This window comes from Demequina rhizosphaerae, assembly GCF_000971255.1.
GTDB classification, from domain to species: Bacteria; Actinomycetota; Actinomycetes; order Actinomycetales; family Demequinaceae; genus Demequina; species Demequina rhizosphaerae.
Map to the genome: position 1 here is coordinate 338,465 of NZ_BBMC01000002.1, position 16,310 is coordinate 354,774.

Here is a 16,310-nt window from a genome sequence, read left to right on the forward strand (position 1 = left end):
CTACTTCTTGTAGGGGATGCCCTCGGAGGCCGGCGGGCGGGCGTGACCCACGAGGCCGGCGACGGCGAAGATGGTCGCGAGGTACGGGGTCATGGCGAGGAACTGCGACGGGATCGGGGAGCCGATCGCGCCCAGCTGCACGCGCAGCGCGTCCGCGAAGCCGAAGAGCAGCGCCGCGGCGAGCGCGCCGCGCGGGCTCCACCGGCCGAGGATCATCGCGGCCAGCGCGATATAGCCCTTGCCGGCCGTCATCTCCTTGCCGAACGCGAGGCCCGACGCGACCGTGAAGAACGCGCCGCCGAGGCCGGCGACCGCGCCGCCCAGCACAGTGTTGCGGATGCGGGTGCGGTTGACCTGGATGCCCACGGTGTCCGCGGCCTTGGGGTGCTCGCCGACGGCGCGCACGCGCAGGCCCCAGCGGGACTTGAAGAGCATGATCTGCAGCACCGCGACGGCGACGTACAGGATGTAGACCAGCAGGTTCTGGTTGAAGAGCACCGGGCCGAGGACCGGGATCTTCGACAGCAGCGGGATCGGCAGCTTCTCGAGGCCGATCGGCTGGTTGAGCGACGGGTCGTCGCTCATCAGCGTGCTGAAGAAGAAGCCGGTGAGGCCGACGACAAGCATGTTGAGCACCACGCCGACGACGATCTGGTTGACCCAGTACTTGGTGGCGAAGATCGCCAGCAGCAGGCCGACCAGGGCGCCCGCGACGGGCGCCGCGATGAGGCCCGCGTACGCGTTGCCGGCCATCGAGCCGATGAGCGCCGCGAGGAAGGCGCCGGCGAGCAGCTGGCCCTCGATCGCGATGTTGATGATGCCGGAGCGCTCGCAGAGCGTGCCGGCGAGGGCGCCGAAGACGAGCGGCACGGCGAGGAAAAGCGAGCTGGTGAGCAGGCCGGTCAGCTGGATGCTGGTGGCCTCGCGGCCGGCGCCCGCCCACGTGAGCAGCGCGCCCATGATCGCCATGCCGTAGACGATGGGCAGCCAGATCCCGACCTTGCGACGCTGGTTCGCGCGGTACGCGACCCAGCCGGCGAGCGCGAGGCCGACGAGCGACAGCAGGATCGCCGCGAGCTCCGACGGCACCGTGAGGCTCGGCAGCTGGATGAAGTCCGTCTTGCGCGCGATCACGAACCTCGTGGTCGAGCCGGCCGGCGTGCCGAAGCCGAAGAAGATCAGCGACAGCAGCGCGATCACGCCGAGGGCGATCGCGGCGCCCCACTTCTTGGGCGGGATGGGGGCACCCGACACCGGGGCGGCGGGGGCGTCGGCGACGGTCGCGGTCATGCCGCCACCTCCTTCTCGTGGGCGGGGGCGGGCAACCGGAACATTGCGCGGACCAGGGGCGGCGCCGCGATGAACAGCACGATGAGCGCCTGGATCACGACGACGATGTCGACCGGGAGGCCGGCGTTGACCTGGAGCGACGGGCCGGAGGCCTGGAGGCCGCCGAACAGGATCGCGGCGAGCACGATGCCGAGCGGCCGGGAGCGGCCGAGCAGCGCGACCGTGATCGCGTCGAAGCCGAGCGTTCCCGCGACCGCATCCGTGAGGAACTTCTGGGTGCCGAGCACCGGAGCGGAGCCCGCGAGGCCCGCGAGACCACCGGCGATCACCATCGTGATGATCGTCGCGGTGCCGATGTTCATGCCCGCCGTGCGCGCCGCGCTCGGGTTGGCGCCCACGGCGCGCAGGCGGAAGCCGAGGGTCGAGCGCTCCATCAGCCACCACGCGCCCCACGCGCACGCGAGCGCGAGAAGGAAGCCGAGGTGCAGGTTGAACTGCACCCCGAGGATCTTCGGGTACTGCGCCGTCTCGGCGACGAAAGGCGAGATGGGGTTGTCGCTGCCCTCGCGCTGGAAGGCATCGAGCGACAGCAGCCATGCCACGAGGTACAGCGCGACGTAGTTGAGCATGATCGTGACGATCACCTCGTGCGCGCCGCGCTTGGCCTTGAGGATGCCGGGGATGAAGCCCCACAGGGCGCCGCCGACCGCGCAGCCGATCACGGCGAGCAGCAGGTGGAGGCCGGCGGGGAGGCTGAACGCGAAGCCGATGTAGGCCCCGAAGGTGGCGCCCATGAGCAGCTGGCCCTGGGCACCGATGTTGAACAGGCCCGCGCGGAAGCCGATGCCGAGGCCGAGACCCGCGAAGATCAGGGGCGTCGCCATGGTGAGCGTCTGGGTGAGCGGCTTGATGACGCCCGCGAAGGACGAGGCCTCGAGGTTGAGGACGGCGCCGTTGAACATCGAGGAGTACGCGGATCCGAGGGCGTCGCCGATCGCGGAGAAGGTGTCGCCCGGACGCGAGAAGAAGTACGCGGCGGACTCGCGGACCGCCTCGTCCGCGAAGATGATGAGCACGCCGCCGATGATCATCGACGCGACGATCGCCATGAAGACGACCATGGACGAGCTCTCGACGATCTCCCTCAGCGCGCGGCGCCAGCGGTCCTCCGGCGGGGCACCCTCGTCGGGCCGGTCCTCGGTGGTCTGGCTGTCGGCGCTCACGCCGCCTCCTCCTCGTCGTGGGCGCCGGCCATCATGAGGCCGAGCGTGTCGCGGTCGGTGTCCGGCGGCACGATGCCGACGATCCGGCCGTGGTACATGACCGCGATGCGGTCGGCGAGCGCGACCACCTCGTCGAGCTCGGCGCTCACGATGATGACGGCGGCGCCGGAGTCGCGCTCGGCGACGATGCGCTTGTGGACGAACTCGATCGACCCGACGTCCAGGCCGCGGGTCGGGTTCGAGGCGATGAGCAGCTTGAGCGGGCGGGACAGCTCGCGCGCGAGCACCACCTTCTGCTGGTTGCCGCCCGACAGCGAGCCGGTGGTCTGGTCGATGCCGGTCGCGCGGACGTCGAACTGCTCGACGTGCTTGCGCGCCTCGTCGGCGATCACCTTGGGCTGCAGGGCACCGCCCTTGGCGTAGGGGGCCTTGTCGTGCACGTCGAGGATGAGGTTGTTCGCGATCGTCATGCTCGCGACGATGCCGTCCTCGGTGCGGTCCTCCGGGACGAAGCCGATGCCGGAGTGCAGCACCTCCTTGATCGTGCGGCCGGTGATGACCTCGCCGTCGAGCGTGGCGTTGCCCGCGTCGGTCGGCACCACGCCGAGGAGCGCCTCCGTGAGCTCGGTCTGGCCGTTGCCCTGGACGCCGGCGATCGCGAGGATCTCGCCCGCCTTGACCTCGAAGGAGACGTCGTCGAGCTGGACGATGCCCGCGGCGTCGACCACGGTGAGGCCGTCGACCTCGAGCATCGTCTCGCCGGGCTTCGCGGGCTCCTTGTCCACGCGCATCGTGACGGCGCGGCCGACCATGAGCGAGGCGAGCTCCTCCTGCGAGGCCGTCGGCTCGGCGGTGCCCACGACCTTGCCGCGACGGATCACGGTGATCGTGTCGGCGACGGCCTGCACCTCGCGGAGCTTGTGGGTGATGAGCACGACGGCCGTGCCGGCGTCGCGGAGGTCCTTGACGATGCCGAGCAGCTCGTCGGTCTCCTGGGGCGTGAGCACGGCGGTGGGCTCGTCCAGGATCAGCAGCGACGCGTCGCGCGACAGCGCCTTGATGATCTCGACCCGCTGCTGCGCGCCCACCGGGAGGTCCTCGATGACGGCGTCGGGGTCGACGTTGAAGTTGAAGCGCTCGGAGATCTCGCGGACCTTCGCGCGGGCCGCCTCGACGTCGAGGAGCTTCGCGGGTCCGCGCACGTCCTCGTGGCCGAGCATCACGTTCTCGGCGACGGTGAACGGGTGCACGAGCATGAAGTGCTGGTGCACCATGCCGATGCCGGCCGCCATGGCATCGCCCGGGCCGTCGAAGACGACCGGCTCGTCGTCGAGCAGCACCTCGCCCTCGTCGGCGTCGTACAGGCCGAACAGCACGTTCATGAGCGTCGACTTGCCGGCGCCGTTCTCGCCCAGGAGGGCGTGGACGGTTCCGGGCTCGACCACGAGGTCGATCCGGTCGTTCGCGGTGAAGTCTCCGAAGCGCTTGGTGATACCGCGGAGCTCGAGTTTCACAGGGGTCCTCCCACGTCTTTGCCCGGACTCAACCGAGCCTACTAGCGGAGACGGCAAGGGGCGCGCCACAGGCCAGGCCCGTGGCGCGCCCCCGCGCTGGTGGTTCTTTAGGAGAGGTCGACCGAGATCGAGCCGTCGATGATGCCGGCCTTGATCGTGTCGAGCTCGGTGAGGACCGCGTCGGACACGGTGCCCTCGGCGAAGTCCGCGACGCCCACGCCCTCGTTCTCGAGCGTGCCGACGTAGGGCTCGGTCGAGAAGCCCGCGTCGATGGTCTCGGAGATCGTGTCGAAGACCGAGTTGCCGATGTTCTTCAGCACCGAGGTGAAGATGATGTCGGCGTAGTCGGTGGTGAGGGTCCAGTCGGAGTCCACACCGATCAGCCACGCGTCACCGGCGGACTCGACAGCGGCCGCGGCGCCGAGGCCCACGGGGCCCGCGACGGGCATGACGATGTCGGCGCCCTGGTCCAGGAACGTCTCGGTGACGTTCTTGCCCTTGGCCTGGTCGGAGAAGTCACCGGTGAACTGGCCGTCGGTGCCGTCCCAGCCGAGGACCTTGACGTCGGCCGAGTTGGTGTCGTTGTAGTAGTTCGCGCCGGCGAGGTAGCCGTCCATGAAGATGGTGACCGACGGGATGTTCATGCCGCCGAAGGTCGAGATGGTGCCGCCGGTCACGCTGGACGCGGCGTAGCCCGCGAGGAACGAGGCCTCGTCGGTCTCGAAGGTGATCGGCTTGATGTTCGGGGCGTCGATCTCGCCGTCGAAGTCGTTGTCCGCGAGGTCGTCGATGATCGCGAAGTGGACGTCCGGGTTCGCGAGCGCCGCGTCCACGGTCGCCTGCGAGAGCAGGAAGCCGACGGTGATGATGAGGTCGCAGCCGGCGGCGACCTGGGCCTCGATGTTCGGGCCGAAGTCGGCCTCGGTGGAGGACTCGGCCGAGGCGATCTCGATGCCGAGCTCCGACTCCGCGCGGGTCAGGCCCTCGTAGCCGGACTGGTTGAACGACTGGTCGTCGAAGCCGCCCGAGTCGGAGACCATGCAGGCCTTGAAGTCGACGGTCTCGGCGGGGGCGCCGGTGTCGGCGGTGGCCGACGAGGAGGTCTCCTCCTCGGGGGCGGACGCACAGGCGGCCAGGGCGAGCGCCGAGATCGCGGCGACCGCACCCACACGGATGGTGTTCTTCATCAGGTGTCTTCCCTTAGCTGTCATGCCCGGCTGCCACCGGGCGGGAGTAGTACGGGGTCATCGTACGGGCGTCTATGTTACGAACGGTCGCCTGCACGTTGCGCCTTCGCAACGATTCCGTGATGTTTCAGGACTCGGCGAGCGCCGCGGCGGCGTCCTTCACGCGCTGCGCGGCGGATCGCACGGTCACGAGGATGGCCTCGTCGGACTCGACCACCACCGCATCGTCCACGCCCACGACGACGACCGGCTTGGTGCCGCCCACGACGAGGGGGCCGCGCGCGGCGACGGTCGCGACCGGGAGGTCGCGGCCGATGGCCACGGTGCCGTCCTCGGCGCCCGAGAGCTCGGCGAGCGAGTCGAAGTCGCCGACGTCGTGCCACTCGAACGCGCCGGGGACCACGGCGACGCCGCCGGCCGCGGCGACGGGCTCCGCGATCGCGTGGTCGATCGCGATCTTGGTGAGCGTGGGCCACACGCGGGCGAGGACCTCGGCGCGCTCGGGCCCGTCCCACGCCTCGGCGATCTCGCGGACGCCCGCGGCGAGGGTCGGCTGCAGGCGGTCGAGGTGGCCGAGCAGCACGTCGGTGCGCATCACGAACATGCCCGCGTTCCAGGCGTAGCCGCCGCGCGCGAGCATGCCTGCGGCAGTCTCGGCGTCGGGCTTCTCGGTGAAGGCGGCGACCTCGCGGGCCTCGCCCGACAGCGGGGCGCCCATCTCGATGTAGCCGAAGGCGGTGGACGGCTCGGTCGGCTCGATGCCGATGACGACGACCTTGCCGTCGCGGGCGACGCGGGCCGCCTCGCGCACGGTGGCGCGGAACGCGTCGCCGTCGGGGATGAGGTGGTCCGCCGCGAACGAGGCCATCACGGCCGCTCCCCAGCGCTTCTCGATGAGCGCGGCCGCGAGCGCGATGGCGGCCATCGAGTCGCGCGGGCTGGGCTCGGTGACGAGGTTGGCGGCCGGCACGTCGGGCACCTGGGCGGCGACCGCATCGGCGTGCCGCTCGCCCGTCACGATCATCACGCGCTCCGACAGGGGGCTCACGCGCGCGACCGTCTCCTGGATGAGCGTCGCTCCGGTGCCGAGCAGGTCGAGCAGGAACTTGGGCCGGTGGGGCTGCGACAGCGGCCACAGGCGGGACCCCACTCCGCCCGCGGGGATCACGGTGATCAGATCGTCTACGAGATCGGACACGATTCGCGCGTTGGTGTTCTCAGCCCTCATGGCGACCACACTAGGATGGCCGTCAAGCCCGGAGAAGTGCTGTGAGGAGACCCGTGTCACCGACGACGTTGTACCGAGGCCACGAGGGCATGTGGATGTGGGTGGTCCACCGTGTCACCGGCGTGGCCATCTTCTTCTTCCTGCTCGTCCACGTCCTGGACACCTCGCTCGTGCGGGTGTCCCCCGAGGCGTACAACGAGGTCATCGGGAGCTACAAGACGCCGCTGTACGGGCTCGTCGAGGCCGGCCTCGTCGCCGCGATCCTGCTGCACGCCTTCAACGGCATCCGCATCATCGCCGTCGACCGGTCGACGTGGGCCCTGCGCCACCAGCGCCAGCTCGTGTGGGCCGTGTGGATCGCGTTCGCGGTGCTCATGGTGCCGTTCCTGTGGCGCCACCTCGGCCACGTCTTCGGAGGTGCGTGATGACCGCGCAGTCCCCCACGCGCCCGCCGCGCGTCCCGTCCGGCCGCACCCGCCACAACGCCGAGAAGTGGTCGTGGGTGTTCATGCGCGTCACCGGCCCGGTGCTGCTCGTCCTCATCCTCACCCACCTCTTCATCAACCTCATGACGGGCGACGGCATCAGCCAGATCGACTTCGCCTTCGTGGCCGGCAAGTGGGCGTCGCCGCTGTGGCAGGTCTGGGACCTCGTCATGCTCGTGCTCGCGCTGCTGCACGGCGGCAACGGCATGCGCCTGCTCGTCAACGACTACGCGCAGCGCCCGTGGCTGCGGAAGGTGCTCCACGGGGCGCTCGGCGTCGCGGTGATCGGCATCATCGTGCTCGGCTCGCTCGTGATCTTCACCTTCGACGCGTGCCCGGTCGACGCCGACCCGTCCCTGCTCCCCAGCTTCTGTGAGGATGTCCGATGACCCACCACGAGTACGACGTCGTCATCGTCGGCGCCGGCGGCGCCGGCATGCGCGCGGCCCTCGAGAGCTCGCAGCGCGCGCGAACCGCCGTCCTCACGAAGCTCTACCCGACCCGCTCCCACACCGGCGCGGCGCAGGGCGGCATGGCCGCGGCGCTCGCCAACGTCGAGGACGACAGCGCCGAGTGGCACGTCTTCGACACCATCAAGGGCGGCGACTACCTGGTCGACCAGGACGCGGCGGAGATCCTCTGCCACGAGGCGATCGACGCGGTGCTCGACCTCGAGAAGATGGGCCTGCCCTTCAACCGCACGCCCGACGGCAAGGTGGACCAGCGCCGCTTCGGTGGCCACACGCGCAACCACGGCGAGGCCGCGGTGCGTCGCGCCTGCTACTCCGCGGACCGCACGGGCCACATGATCCTGCAGACGCTGTACCAGCAGTGCATCAAGCAGGAGGTCGAGTTCTTCAACGAGTACTACGTGCTCGACCTCATCCTCGACCAGGACCCGCAGGCCGCGGCGCCGGGCGAGGAGGTCGCGGTCGCGGGCGTGGTCGCGCTCGAGCTGTCGACCGGCGACATCCACACGTTCCGCGCCAAGTCGGTCGTGTTCGCGACCGGCGGCGCCGGCAAGGTCTTCAAGACCACCTCGAACGCGCACACCCTCACGGGCGACGGCATGGGCATCGCCCTCAACGCCGGCCTCCCGCTCGAGGACATGGAGTTCTTCCAGTTCCACCCGACGGGCCTCGCGGGCCTGGGCATCCTGCTGTCCGAGGCCGCGCGCGGCGAGGGCGGCATCCTGCGCAACTCCGAAGGCGAGCGCTTCATGGAGCGCTACGCGCCCACCATCAAGGACCTCGCGCCCCGCGACATGGTCGCCCGCGCGATGGCCAACGAGGTGCGCGAGGGCCGCGGCGCGGGTCCCCACAAGGACTACGTGCTGCTCGACCTCACCCACCTCGAGCCGGCCCACATCGACGAGAAGCTGCCGGACATCACCGAGTTCGCGCGCACCTACCTGGGCGTCGAGCCCTACACCGAGCCGGTGCCCGTCTACCCCACGGCGCACTACGCGATGGGCGGCATCCCCACCACCGTCCGCGGCGAGGTGCTGCGCAACAACACGGACACCGTCAAGGGCCTCTACGCCGCCGGCGAGTGCGCGTGCGTGTCCGTGCACGGCGCCAACCGCCTGGGCACCAACTCGCTGCTCGACATCAACGTGTTCGGCCGCCGCGCCGGCATCGCGGCCGCCGAGTACGCGGCCGGCCTCGACGAGGCGCCCGTCCTGCGGGACGATGCGGCGGCCCGGGTCGAGGCCGTCGTCACCCGCCTCCTCGCGACGGTGGGCGGCACCGGCACGGAGCGCGTGGCCGACGTCCGCAAGGCCCTCCAGGAGACGATGGACCGCAACGTCCAGGTGTTCCGCGACGCGACCTCGCTCGAGGAGGCCCAGCGCGTGGTCGCCGAGCTCAAGGAGCGGTTCAAGGACGTCGCGATCCACGACCGCGGACGGCGCTTCAACACCGACCTCCTCGAGGCCGTCGAGCTGGGCTTCCTGCTCGAGATCGCCGAGGTGGTGGTCGCGGGGGCGCTCGCACGCGAGGAGTCGCGCGGCGGCCACTACCGCGAGGACTTCCCCACGCGCGACGATGAGAACTTCATGCACCACACGATGGCGTACGCGACCGAGGACGGCGTGCGGCTCGACACCAAGCCCGTGGTGGTGACCAAGTACCAGCCGATGGAGAGGAAGTACTGACATGACGGCGACCGCCGAGTCCCCCGCTGTCGGCGAGGTCAAGGCCATGCAGGTCACGCTGCGCATCCTCCGCACCAACCCGGAGGGCACGGCCGATCACAAGCCGGGCGAGTCGTACTGGCAGGAGTTCCAGGTCGAGGCGCACGCGACCGACCGCGTGCTCGACGCGCTCCACAAGATCAAGTGGGAGCAGGACGGCTCGCTCGCGTTCCGCCGCTCGTGCGCGCACGGCGTGTGCGGCTCCGACGCGATGCGCATCAACGCGCGCAACCGCCTCGCGTGCAAGACGCTGCTCAAGGACCTCAACCCGGCGAAGCCGATCATCGTCGAGCCCATCAAGGGCCTGCCGGTCGAGAAGGACCTCATCGTCGACATGGAGCCGTTCTTCGCGTCGTACCGCGAGATCATGCCGTTCCTCGTCACCACCGGGAACGCCCCCGCCCGCGAGCGCCTCCAGTCCCCCGAGGACCGCCAGCGCTTCGACGACACGACCAAGTGCATCCTGTGCGCCGCCTGCACCACCAGCTGCCCGGTGTTCTGGACCGACGGCCAGTACTTCGGCCCGCAGGCGATCGTGGGCGCCCACCGCTTCATCTTCGACTCGCGCGACGAGGGCCAGTGGGACCGCCTCGAGATCCTCAACGACAAGGCCGGCGTGTGGAAGTGCCGCACGGCGTTCAACTGCACCGAGGCCTGCCCGCGCGGCATCGAGGTGACCAAGGCGATCTCCGAGGTCAAGAAGGTGCTCACCACCGGCGAGATCTAGGGGCTCCTCGCCCCGCCCCCGCCTGCCCTCACGCAACCGGCGTACCGGACCGACCTCGACCTCCGGCACCAGGCACGATGCGCGCGAGCCCGGCGGCGTACGCCGGTTGCGTCCGGGAGGAGCACGGGAGGACGCTCAGTCCTCGGCGGCCTCCGGGTTGCGCACCATGGCGCGGGCCGTCGACACCGGAGTGCCCAGCCGGCGGCGCCCCGAGACCACCACCGTCGCCGGCTCGAGGCTCTCGGTGTGGATCTGGCCCTCGTGATGCTCGCGGTGATGCGCGCCGAGCCACGCGGCGCACATGAGGATGATCCGGTTGACGTAGTCGACGAACACCATGAGCGTGATGATCGCCGCGAACGGCGCGAGCACGGGGCTGTCGACCGCACCCTGCACTACCAGGGACACTCCTAGCCGCAGCACCCCGATCGCGAGCGCGGCGAGCAGGATGACCCAGAACACGCGCCACGACATGCGCGCGCCGCCGAGCAGCAGGAGCACCAGCGCGACGTACAGCATGTCCGCGACCACGCCCGCGAAGTAGCCGATCAGGCGGATCTCCCAGGCAGGCACCTCGAGCCCGACCGCATCGGCGATGGTGCGCGCGGCGCTCGATGCGACCACCTGGATGGTCACGCCGACCAGCGCGATGAGCAGCAGCGCGAACAGCGCCGCGAAGTCCCGCACCTTGCCGAGCACCGGCGACGCGACCTCGGAGCCGAGCATCGTACGCGTCGAGGTGCGCAGCCCCCGGATGAAGCGCGTCGCGCTGTTGATGAGGATGAGGAAAGAGACCACACCGATGATCCCCGCGACCGAGGTGGCGCTCCCCGACCCGAGGTCGTCGGGCTGGATGATGCCGTTCTGACCGTCCTCGGCGATCAGCCCGGGCACGGCCTCCGCGAGATAGTCCACCAGCGACGAGCGCAGCTCCTCGTTCCCTGCGAGGAACACGGTCGCCAGGGTGGTGGCCACCACCAGTCCCGCGGCGACCGAGGCCAACGTGAAGTAGGCGATGCCCGACGCGAGCACGCTGCCGTTCTGGACGGAGAAGCGCTTGGCTCCCCTGCCCCAGGACGAGCCGTCCCACCATTCCTTGAGCCGCTTGCCGCGCGTCACCGCCTCGTTGGCCTTGGCCTTGAGGTCGGCGTCGGTCGACATGGGGCTCCTTCCCTGGTCAGAGGGTCAGCGGTGCATCGGAGGCAGCAGTCCCAGTCTGTCGTAAATGCGGTCGAGCGTCGCCTGGGCGATCGCCGAGGCCTTGGCGGCGCCGTCGGCGAGCACCGCGTCCAGCTTGTCGGGCGACTCGATCCAGTCCATCGCGGCATCGTGGAACGGCGTGAGGTAGTCGACGACCACCTCGGCGAGGTCGACCTTGAGGTGGCCGTACATCTTCCCCTGGTACTCCGCGACCAGCGTCTCGACCGACCTGCCCGTGAGCGCCGAGTAGATGGTGAGGAGGTTCGACACGCCCGCCTTCGCCTCGCGGTCGAAGGCGATGACGGTGTCGGAGTCCGTGGTCGCCGACCTGATGTTCTTCGCGACCTTCTTCGGGTCGTCGAGCATCTCGATGATGCCCTTGGGGTTGCCCGTCGACTTCGACATCTTCTTCGTGGGGTCGACGAGGTCGTAGATCTTCGCCGTCTCCTTGACGATGTGCGGCTCCGGCACCACGACCGTGCCCTCGCCCATGCGCGTGTTGAGGCGCTCGGCGAGGTTGCGGGACAGCTCGAGGTGCTGGCGCTGGTCCTCGCCCACCGGCACGACGTCCGTGTCGTACAGCAGGATGTCCGCGGCCATGAGGATCGGATACGTGAACAGGCCCACGTTCGCGCCGGACTCGCCCGTCTTCTGGGCCTTGTCCTTGAACTGGGTCATGCGCGACGCCTCGCCCATGCCCGTGAACGTCGACAGCACCCACGCGAGCTCCGCGTGCTGCGGCACGTGCGACTGCACGAAGCACAGCGACCGCTCGGGGTCGACGCCGGCCGCGAGGTACTGGGCCGCGGTGCGGCGCGTGCGCGCCCGCAGCAGCGCGGGGTCCGGGCCCGTGGTGAGCGCGTGGAGGTCGACGACGGAGTAGATCGCGTCGTGCGTGTCCTGGAGCTTCACCCACTCGACGAGCGCGCCCAGGTAGTTGCCGAGGTGCAGGGAGTCGGAGGTGGGCTGCATGCCCGAGAACACACGAGTCATGCGGCCATTCTTCCAAACAACCGGGAGTGCCCCGGACGCCCGGCGGCGGGACGATGCGTCAGGTGGCCTCGGTGTCGAACGGCGCCTGGCCGGGGGGCGCCTCGGTGACGCGGCGAGCCGACGCCGCCGAGGGCGGCGTCGGCTCGTTGAGCGCGTCGCGGACGATGCGACGGGGGTCGTACTGGCGCGGGTCGAGCTGCTGCCAGTCGACCTCGTCCCCGACCTCGCTCTTCAGGGTGGCCTTGCCCTCCTGGAGCATGTCGCGTCCGCGCACGACGAGGTTCCGCAGCTGCTTCGCGTACTCCGGCATCCTCTCGGGGCCGATCACCACGACGGCGACCAGCACGAGGATGAGGAGCTCCCCGCCGTTGATGTCGAACATGGACCCTATTCTGACGGGTCCGGGAAGAGCTGGCCGCCACCGCCGCCCTGACCGCCCTGGTCCTCCTCGCCGCTGTCCTGGTAGGTGACGTCGGTGTTGGGCACGAGCGTGACCGAGATGTCCTGCGTGTCCCCGTCGCGATCGACGGTGAGCACCACCGTGTCGTCGGAGGCCTTGGCGCGGATCGCGACGATCAGCTCCTCGCTGCGGGTGATGACGCGGCCGTCGATCGCGGTGATGACGTCGCCGGGCTCGATGCCGGCCTCGGCGGCGGGACCGCCGGCCGCGACGGCGTTGGTCGTGTCGGCGACCTTGACGCCCTCGCCGGTGTACGTCGAGTCGAGCATGACGCCGACGACGGGGTAGGTCGCCTCGCCGGTCGCGATGATCTCCTCGGCAGTGCGGCGCGCCTGGTTCGACGTGATCGCGAAGCCCAGGCCCACCGAGCCCGCCTCGGAGGACGACGTGCCGAGCGACGCGATGGCCGAGTTGATGCCGATGACCTCGCCGGCGGAGTTGATGAGCGGGCCGCCCGAGTTGCCGGGGTTGATCGCCGCGTCCGTCTGGATCGCGTCGATGAACGCGGTCGAGGACGTGTCGCCCGCGGTCACCGGGCGGTGCAGCGCGGAGACGATGCCCGTGGTCACCGTGGACTCGAGGCCCAGCGGCGAGCCGACGGCGATGACGTCGTCCCCGACGACGAGCTCGTCGGAGTCGCCCAGCACGAGCGGCGTGAGGCCGTCCTTGTCGATCTTCACGACCGCGAGGTCGTAGTCGGCGGTCGCGCCGACGACGGCGCCGTCGTACTCGGTGCCGTCGCTCATCACGACGGTGACGGTGTCGTTGTCCGAGCCCTCGACCACGCGGTTGTTGGTGAGCAGGTAGCCGTCCTCGCGAATGACGAAGCCGGAGCCCTCGGCGGCCTCCTGGCCGTTCTGGATGTTCTCGATCGACACCACGGACGGCATCACCGCGGACGCGATGGCCGCGACGGTGTTCTCGTCGGTGCGCGCGATCGTCGACGAGCTGCTCGTCGGCAGCGTCGAGCCGGTGGTGGACGAGGACGTCGACGCGGCCGCGGTGTCGTCGCCGGTGAGGGAGTCGTAGGCCCACGCACCGCCGAGGCCGCCGCCGAGGCCGAGCACGAGCGCGCCGGCGGCGATCGCCGCGACGGTCGAGCGGCGCAGGCGGCCGGGCTGGGGCGCGGCGGCCGCGACCGGGACGTCGGCCGGCGGCTCCGCGGGGGGCATGAACTCCTGGGTTTCGCCGGCGGCAGGCTGCGGCGAGATCGCCGGGGGCAGCTCGACGGTGTCGTTCGTGGCCGGCGCGGACTCGTGGACGCGGACGGTGGAGACCTCGGTGTCGGTGGCAGTCGTCTCGCCGTGCGAGCCGGACTCGTCGCGCGGAGGCGCGAAGGGGTTGTCGTTCATGAGGGTTCTCTTCCCTGGGGGCTAGTGGCCGGTGAGCGCGTCGACGAAGACGCCCAGGCCGGTCATGACTTGGTCGACGGGCCCGGGCTCGTCGTCCTGCGGGAACGCGGCCGCGACCTCCTCGAGCGTGTCGAGGGCGCAGCTGCACGAGAGCGCGACGACGACTCCGCCCGCCTGCCAGGCGAGACGGCTCGGGGAGGTGGAGACCACATAGGCGTCGAGGCCTCCCGCCTCGACCCGCGGCAGCGCGGCCACGCGGTCGTAGCGGAGGCGGCCCTGCTGCTCCAGCACGAGCACGGGCTCGGCGTCGGTGAGCAGGGTGTAGACGAGGACGCGGGAGCCGCTGGCGGCCTCGCGCACCGTCCCCTCGACAGGGATGAATCCAGTCGACTGCCAATCCGGCTGGATCCAGTCGCCGGACAGCCCACCCTCGCGGAGCGTGGAGGAGTCCATCCGGACGATGCTCTGCCCGGCGGTGTCCGCCTGGGCCGAGAGGCCTGGGTCGACGTCCTCGGGGGCGCCGGCGACGTACGCGGCGCCGATGACGGCGACAAGGATCAGGGTGAGGGACAGCGTGAGCACCGCGGGGCGCCGGTCGCGCCCGCGCGCGGCGCGCGCCCGCTGACGGGTCTCCTGCTGCGCGATCTCGGCCATGCGGTCGCGGTCGAGGAGCTGCTCGGTGAAGCGCAGGTCGATGCCGGCCTCGGAGGAATGCAGGGCCTCGCGCGCGGCACGCAGCTCGCGCCAGCGCGCGTCGCACTCGGCGCACCCCTCGAGATGGGCCATCGCCTCGGCGGCCGCCTCCGACGAGAGGCGGTGGTCGAGCAGATCGTGGATCCGATCCCCGAGGTGGCGTCCCGTCACGTGCCACCTCGCACGGGCGCACGATGCGCGAGGGACTCGCGGAGACGGGCGCGCGCACGCGACAGGCGGGACCGGACGGTGCCCATCTTGATGCCGAGCGTGACCGCGATCTCCTCGTACGAGAGGCCCTCGATGTCGCTCAGCACCACGGCGGCGCGGTACTCGGGAGGCAGGTCGGCGAGCGCGGCGATGATGTCGTCGCCCAGGTTCGACATGTCGAACGCGTCCTCGGGCTGACCCGAGCGCTCGTGACGGTCGAAGCTGTCGGACGTCGCGACCGCCGCGTCGTCGTCGGCCATGAAGTCGAAGCGGATGCGCTTCTTGCGGCGCATGCGGTCGAGGAAGAGGTTGGTGGTGATGCGGTGGAGCCAGCCCTCGAACGTGCCCGGCTTGTACTGCGACAGCGAGTTGAACACGCGCACGAAGACGTCCTGCGTGAGGTCCTCGGCGTCGTGCTGGTTGCCGGTGAGGTGGTACGCGAGGCGGTACACGCGAGCGGAGTGGTTGGCGACGATGCTCTCCCACGTGAGCTCGGGCGCCTCGGCAGGGACGACCTCGGTGGCAGGGACGGCGGTCTCCGTCATCGTGCTCCCTCCTCGATCACATCCGGTTCAACGGGCTCCGATGCCCTCATGTTCCCACGCGAGTCTGAGAGTTCGCTGGGACGTCCCGATAGGCTGACCCCCGTGAGGGAGGCGCGATGAGCATCGAGGCAGCGAACTGGGCGTACGCGGAGGACTTCGTCGAGGAGGACCGCGTCATCCTGGAGGCGCGCGACGTCGCCGACCAGCTCGGCTGCGTGCCGGTGCTGCCGGGCGCCGCGCGTGCGATCGAGGTGCTCGCGCGGGCGATGCGCGCCACGTCCGCCGTCGAGATCGGCACCGGCGCCGGGGTCTCGCTCACGTATCTCCTGCGCGGCATGGCGCCCGCGGGCGTCGTCACCACGATCGACATGGAGCCCGAGCACCACAAGGCCGCGCGACGCACCGTCGCGGCGGCGGGCTTCGCTCCCGAGCGGGCGCGCATGATCACGGGCCGCGCGCTCGACGTGCTGCCGCGCCTCACGGACGGCGGCTACGACATCGTCCTCATCGACGCGCAGAAGACCGAGTACCCCGCGTACCTCGAGCATGCGCTGCGGCTGCTGCGCTCGGGCGGGCTGCTGCTCCTCGACAACGCGCTGTGGCACGGCCGCGTGCCGGACCCGGCGCAGCGCGACAAGGACACCACGGCGGTGCGGGAGACCCTCAAGGCGGTGCGCGAGGACGAGAGCCTCACGCTCGCGCTGCTGACCGGCGGCGACGGGCTGCTGGCCGCCGTCAAGGCCTGAAGCCGCGCATCGTCCTCGCGGGACGATGCGCGGGGCGGGGGCTACTGGAGCGCCGAGTGGAGCGCGTCGCCGAGCTCCTTGACCTCGTCCGCGCTGATCTCGACCACGAGACGACCGCCGCCCTCGAGCGGGACACGCATGACGTAGCTGCGACCCTCCTTCACGACCTCCATGGGGCCGTCACCGGTGCGGGGCTTCATTGCAGCCATCGTGTGGATCTCCTCGGGTGGATCGAACGCCGCCCTCCGCGGCGTTGCCCCTGA

17 protein-coding genes are annotated in these 16,310 nt (G+C 70.5%); 5 read left to right on the forward strand and 12 right to left on the reverse strand.

What is annotated here, in order from left to right; translation table 11 throughout:
- From AOM07_RS01695 to AOM07_RS01715, 5 genes are all read right to left on the reverse strand, one after another.
- Positions 1-1,290, reverse strand: coding sequence for an ABC transporter permease (locus AOM07_RS01695; RefSeq protein WP_062310771.1), 1,290 nt, complete (start codon positions 1,288-1,290; stop codon positions 1-3).
- The gene (locus AOM07_RS01700; protein WP_062310773.1) at positions 1,287-2,513 is read right to left on the reverse strand and encodes an ABC transporter permease; all 1,227 of its coding nucleotides are present in this window, start codon (positions 2,511-2,513) and stop codon (positions 1,287-1,289) included. Before AOM07_RS01700 ends, AOM07_RS01695 begins: the two co-directional genes overlap by 4 nt.
- A complete protein-coding gene (locus tag AOM07_RS01705; RefSeq protein WP_062310775.1) occupies positions 2,510-4,027 on the reverse strand; it encodes an ABC transporter ATP-binding protein in 1,518 nt (505 codons plus the stop codon). The genes AOM07_RS01700 and AOM07_RS01705 overlap by 4 nt, the downstream gene beginning before the upstream one ends.
- A 107-nt stretch (positions 4,028-4,134) precedes the next feature.
- A complete protein-coding gene (locus tag AOM07_RS01710; RefSeq protein WP_062310776.1) occupies positions 4,135-5,214 on the reverse strand; it encodes a BMP family lipoprotein in 1,080 nt (359 codons plus the stop codon).
- A gap of 127 nt (positions 5,215-5,341) precedes the next feature.
- On the reverse strand, positions 5,342-6,412 hold the full coding sequence (locus tag AOM07_RS01715; protein ID WP_369401191.1) for a mannose-1-phosphate guanylyltransferase: 1,071 nt from the start codon (positions 6,410-6,412) through the stop codon (positions 5,342-5,344).
- Between the two features lie 119 nt (positions 6,413-6,531).
- Here AOM07_RS01715 and sdhC point away from each other — a divergent pair, with 119 nt between their 5' ends.
- The 4 genes from sdhC to AOM07_RS01735 are packed head-to-tail and all read left to right on the forward strand — an operon-like array spanning position 6,532 to position 9,848.
- Complete coding sequence (gene sdhC / locus AOM07_RS01720) at positions 6,532-6,867, forward strand: succinate dehydrogenase, cytochrome b556 subunit (RefSeq protein WP_062310780.1); 336 nt, start codon at positions 6,532-6,534, stop codon at positions 6,865-6,867.
- Entirely contained in the window at positions 6,867-7,316 is a 450-nt protein-coding gene (locus AOM07_RS01725) for a succinate dehydrogenase hydrophobic membrane anchor subunit (RefSeq protein WP_062310782.1), read from the forward strand. The genes sdhC and AOM07_RS01725 overlap by 1 nt, the downstream gene beginning before the upstream one ends.
- On the forward strand, positions 7,313-9,082 hold the full coding sequence (sdhA, locus tag AOM07_RS01730) for a succinate dehydrogenase flavoprotein subunit (RefSeq protein ID WP_062310784.1): 1,770 nt from the start codon (positions 7,313-7,315) through the stop codon (positions 9,080-9,082). The genes AOM07_RS01725 and sdhA overlap by 4 nt, the downstream gene beginning before the upstream one ends.
- 1 nt (position 9,083) lies before the next feature.
- Entirely contained in the window at positions 9,084-9,848 is a 765-nt protein-coding gene (locus tag AOM07_RS01735; protein WP_062310786.1) for a succinate dehydrogenase iron-sulfur subunit, read from the forward strand.
- A 135-nt stretch (positions 9,849-9,983) separates the two neighbouring features.
- Here the strand turns inward: AOM07_RS01735 and AOM07_RS01740 are convergent, their stop codons facing one another.
- The 6 genes from AOM07_RS01740 to sigE are packed head-to-tail and all read right to left on the reverse strand — an operon-like array spanning position 9,984 to position 15,301.
- Positions 9,984-11,009: a YihY/virulence factor BrkB family protein gene (locus AOM07_RS01740; RefSeq protein ID WP_062310788.1), complete on the reverse strand. Its 1,026-nt coding sequence runs from the start codon at positions 11,007-11,009 to the stop codon at positions 9,984-9,986.
- Positions 11,010-11,033: 24 nt separating this feature from the next.
- Positions 11,034-12,041 (reverse strand): tryptophan--tRNA ligase, encoded by a 1,008-nt coding sequence (gene trpS, locus AOM07_RS01745; protein ID WP_062310790.1) that lies wholly within the window; start codon positions 12,039-12,041, stop codon positions 11,034-11,036.
- Between the two features lie 58 nt (positions 12,042-12,099).
- Entirely contained in the window at positions 12,100-12,423 is a 324-nt protein-coding gene (locus AOM07_RS01750; protein ID WP_062310792.1) for a twin-arginine translocase TatA/TatE family subunit, read from the reverse strand.
- Positions 12,424-12,428: 5 nt separating this feature from the next.
- On the reverse strand, positions 12,429-13,853 hold the full coding sequence (locus tag AOM07_RS01755) for a S1C family serine protease (protein ID WP_062310794.1): 1,425 nt from the start codon (positions 13,851-13,853) through the stop codon (positions 12,429-12,431).
- Between the two features lie 21 nt (positions 13,854-13,874).
- Positions 13,875-14,717, reverse strand: a complete 843-nt coding sequence (locus tag AOM07_RS01760; protein WP_062310796.1) for an anti-sigma factor family protein — start codon at positions 14,715-14,717, stop codon at positions 13,875-13,877.
- Positions 14,714-15,301, reverse strand: a complete 588-nt coding sequence (sigE, locus tag AOM07_RS01765) for an RNA polymerase sigma factor SigE (protein ID WP_062310798.1) — start codon at positions 15,299-15,301, stop codon at positions 14,714-14,716. Before sigE ends, AOM07_RS01760 begins: the two co-directional genes overlap by 4 nt.
- A 116-nt stretch (positions 15,302-15,417) precedes the next feature.
- Between sigE and AOM07_RS01770 the strand changes: the two genes are divergently transcribed.
- Positions 15,418-16,047 carry an O-methyltransferase gene (locus tag AOM07_RS01770; protein ID WP_062310800.1) on the forward strand — a complete coding sequence of 210 codons (630 nt, stop codon included), beginning with the start codon at positions 15,418-15,420 and terminating at the stop codon, positions 16,045-16,047.
- 41 nt (positions 16,048-16,088) lie between these two features.
- Here AOM07_RS01770 and AOM07_RS14365 read toward each other — a convergent pair whose 3' ends face one another.
- The gene (locus tag AOM07_RS14365) at positions 16,089-16,256 is read right to left on the reverse strand and encodes a DUF3117 domain-containing protein (protein WP_082099596.1); all 168 of its coding nucleotides are present in this window, start codon (positions 16,254-16,256) and stop codon (positions 16,089-16,091) included.
- Positions 16,257-16,310 lie beyond the last annotated feature (54 nt).

What these genes read in the sequence shown, in the direction of transcription:
- AOM07_RS01735 (WP_062310786.1), top strand. Translation starts at nt 9,084, where the DNA reads ATGACGGCGACCGCCGAGTCCCCCGCTGTCGGCGAGGTCAAGGCCATG.
- AOM07_RS01755 (WP_062310794.1), bottom strand. Translation starts at nt 13,853, where the DNA reads ATGAACGACAACCCCTTCGCGCCTCCGCGCGACGAGTCCGGCTCGCAC.
- AOM07_RS01750 (WP_062310792.1), bottom strand. Translation starts at nt 12,423, where the DNA reads ATGTTCGACATCAACGGCGGGGAGCTCCTCATCCTCGTGCTGGTCGCC.
- trpS (WP_062310790.1), bottom strand. Translation starts at nt 12,041, where the DNA reads ATGACTCGTGTGTTCTCGGGCATGCAGCCCACCTCCGACTCCCTGCAC.
- sdhA (WP_062310784.1), top strand. Translation starts at nt 7,313, where the DNA reads ATGACCCACCACGAGTACGACGTCGTCATCGTCGGCGCCGGCGGCGCC.
- AOM07_RS14365 (WP_082099596.1), bottom strand. Translation starts at nt 16,256, where the DNA reads ATGGCTGCAATGAAGCCCCGCACCGGTGACGGCCCCATGGAGGTCGTG.
- AOM07_RS01770 (WP_062310800.1), top strand. Translation starts at nt 15,418, where the DNA reads ATGAGCATCGAGGCAGCGAACTGGGCGTACGCGGAGGACTTCGTCGAG.
- sdhC (WP_062310780.1), top strand. Translation starts at nt 6,532, where the DNA reads ATGTGGATGTGGGTGGTCCACCGTGTCACCGGCGTGGCCATCTTCTTC.
- AOM07_RS01695 (WP_062310771.1), bottom strand. Translation starts at nt 1,290, where the DNA reads ATGACCGCGACCGTCGCCGACGCCCCCGCCGCCCCGGTGTCGGGTGCC.
- AOM07_RS01710 (WP_062310776.1), bottom strand. Translation starts at nt 5,214, where the DNA reads ATGAAGAACACCATCCGTGTGGGTGCGGTCGCCGCGATCTCGGCGCTC.
- AOM07_RS01725 (WP_062310782.1), top strand. Translation starts at nt 6,867, where the DNA reads ATGACCGCGCAGTCCCCCACGCGCCCGCCGCGCGTCCCGTCCGGCCGC.
- AOM07_RS01740 (WP_062310788.1), bottom strand. Translation starts at nt 11,009, where the DNA reads ATGTCGACCGACGCCGACCTCAAGGCCAAGGCCAACGAGGCGGTGACG.
- sigE (WP_062310798.1), bottom strand. Translation starts at nt 15,301, where the DNA reads ATGACGGAGACCGCCGTCCCTGCCACCGAGGTCGTCCCTGCCGAGGCG.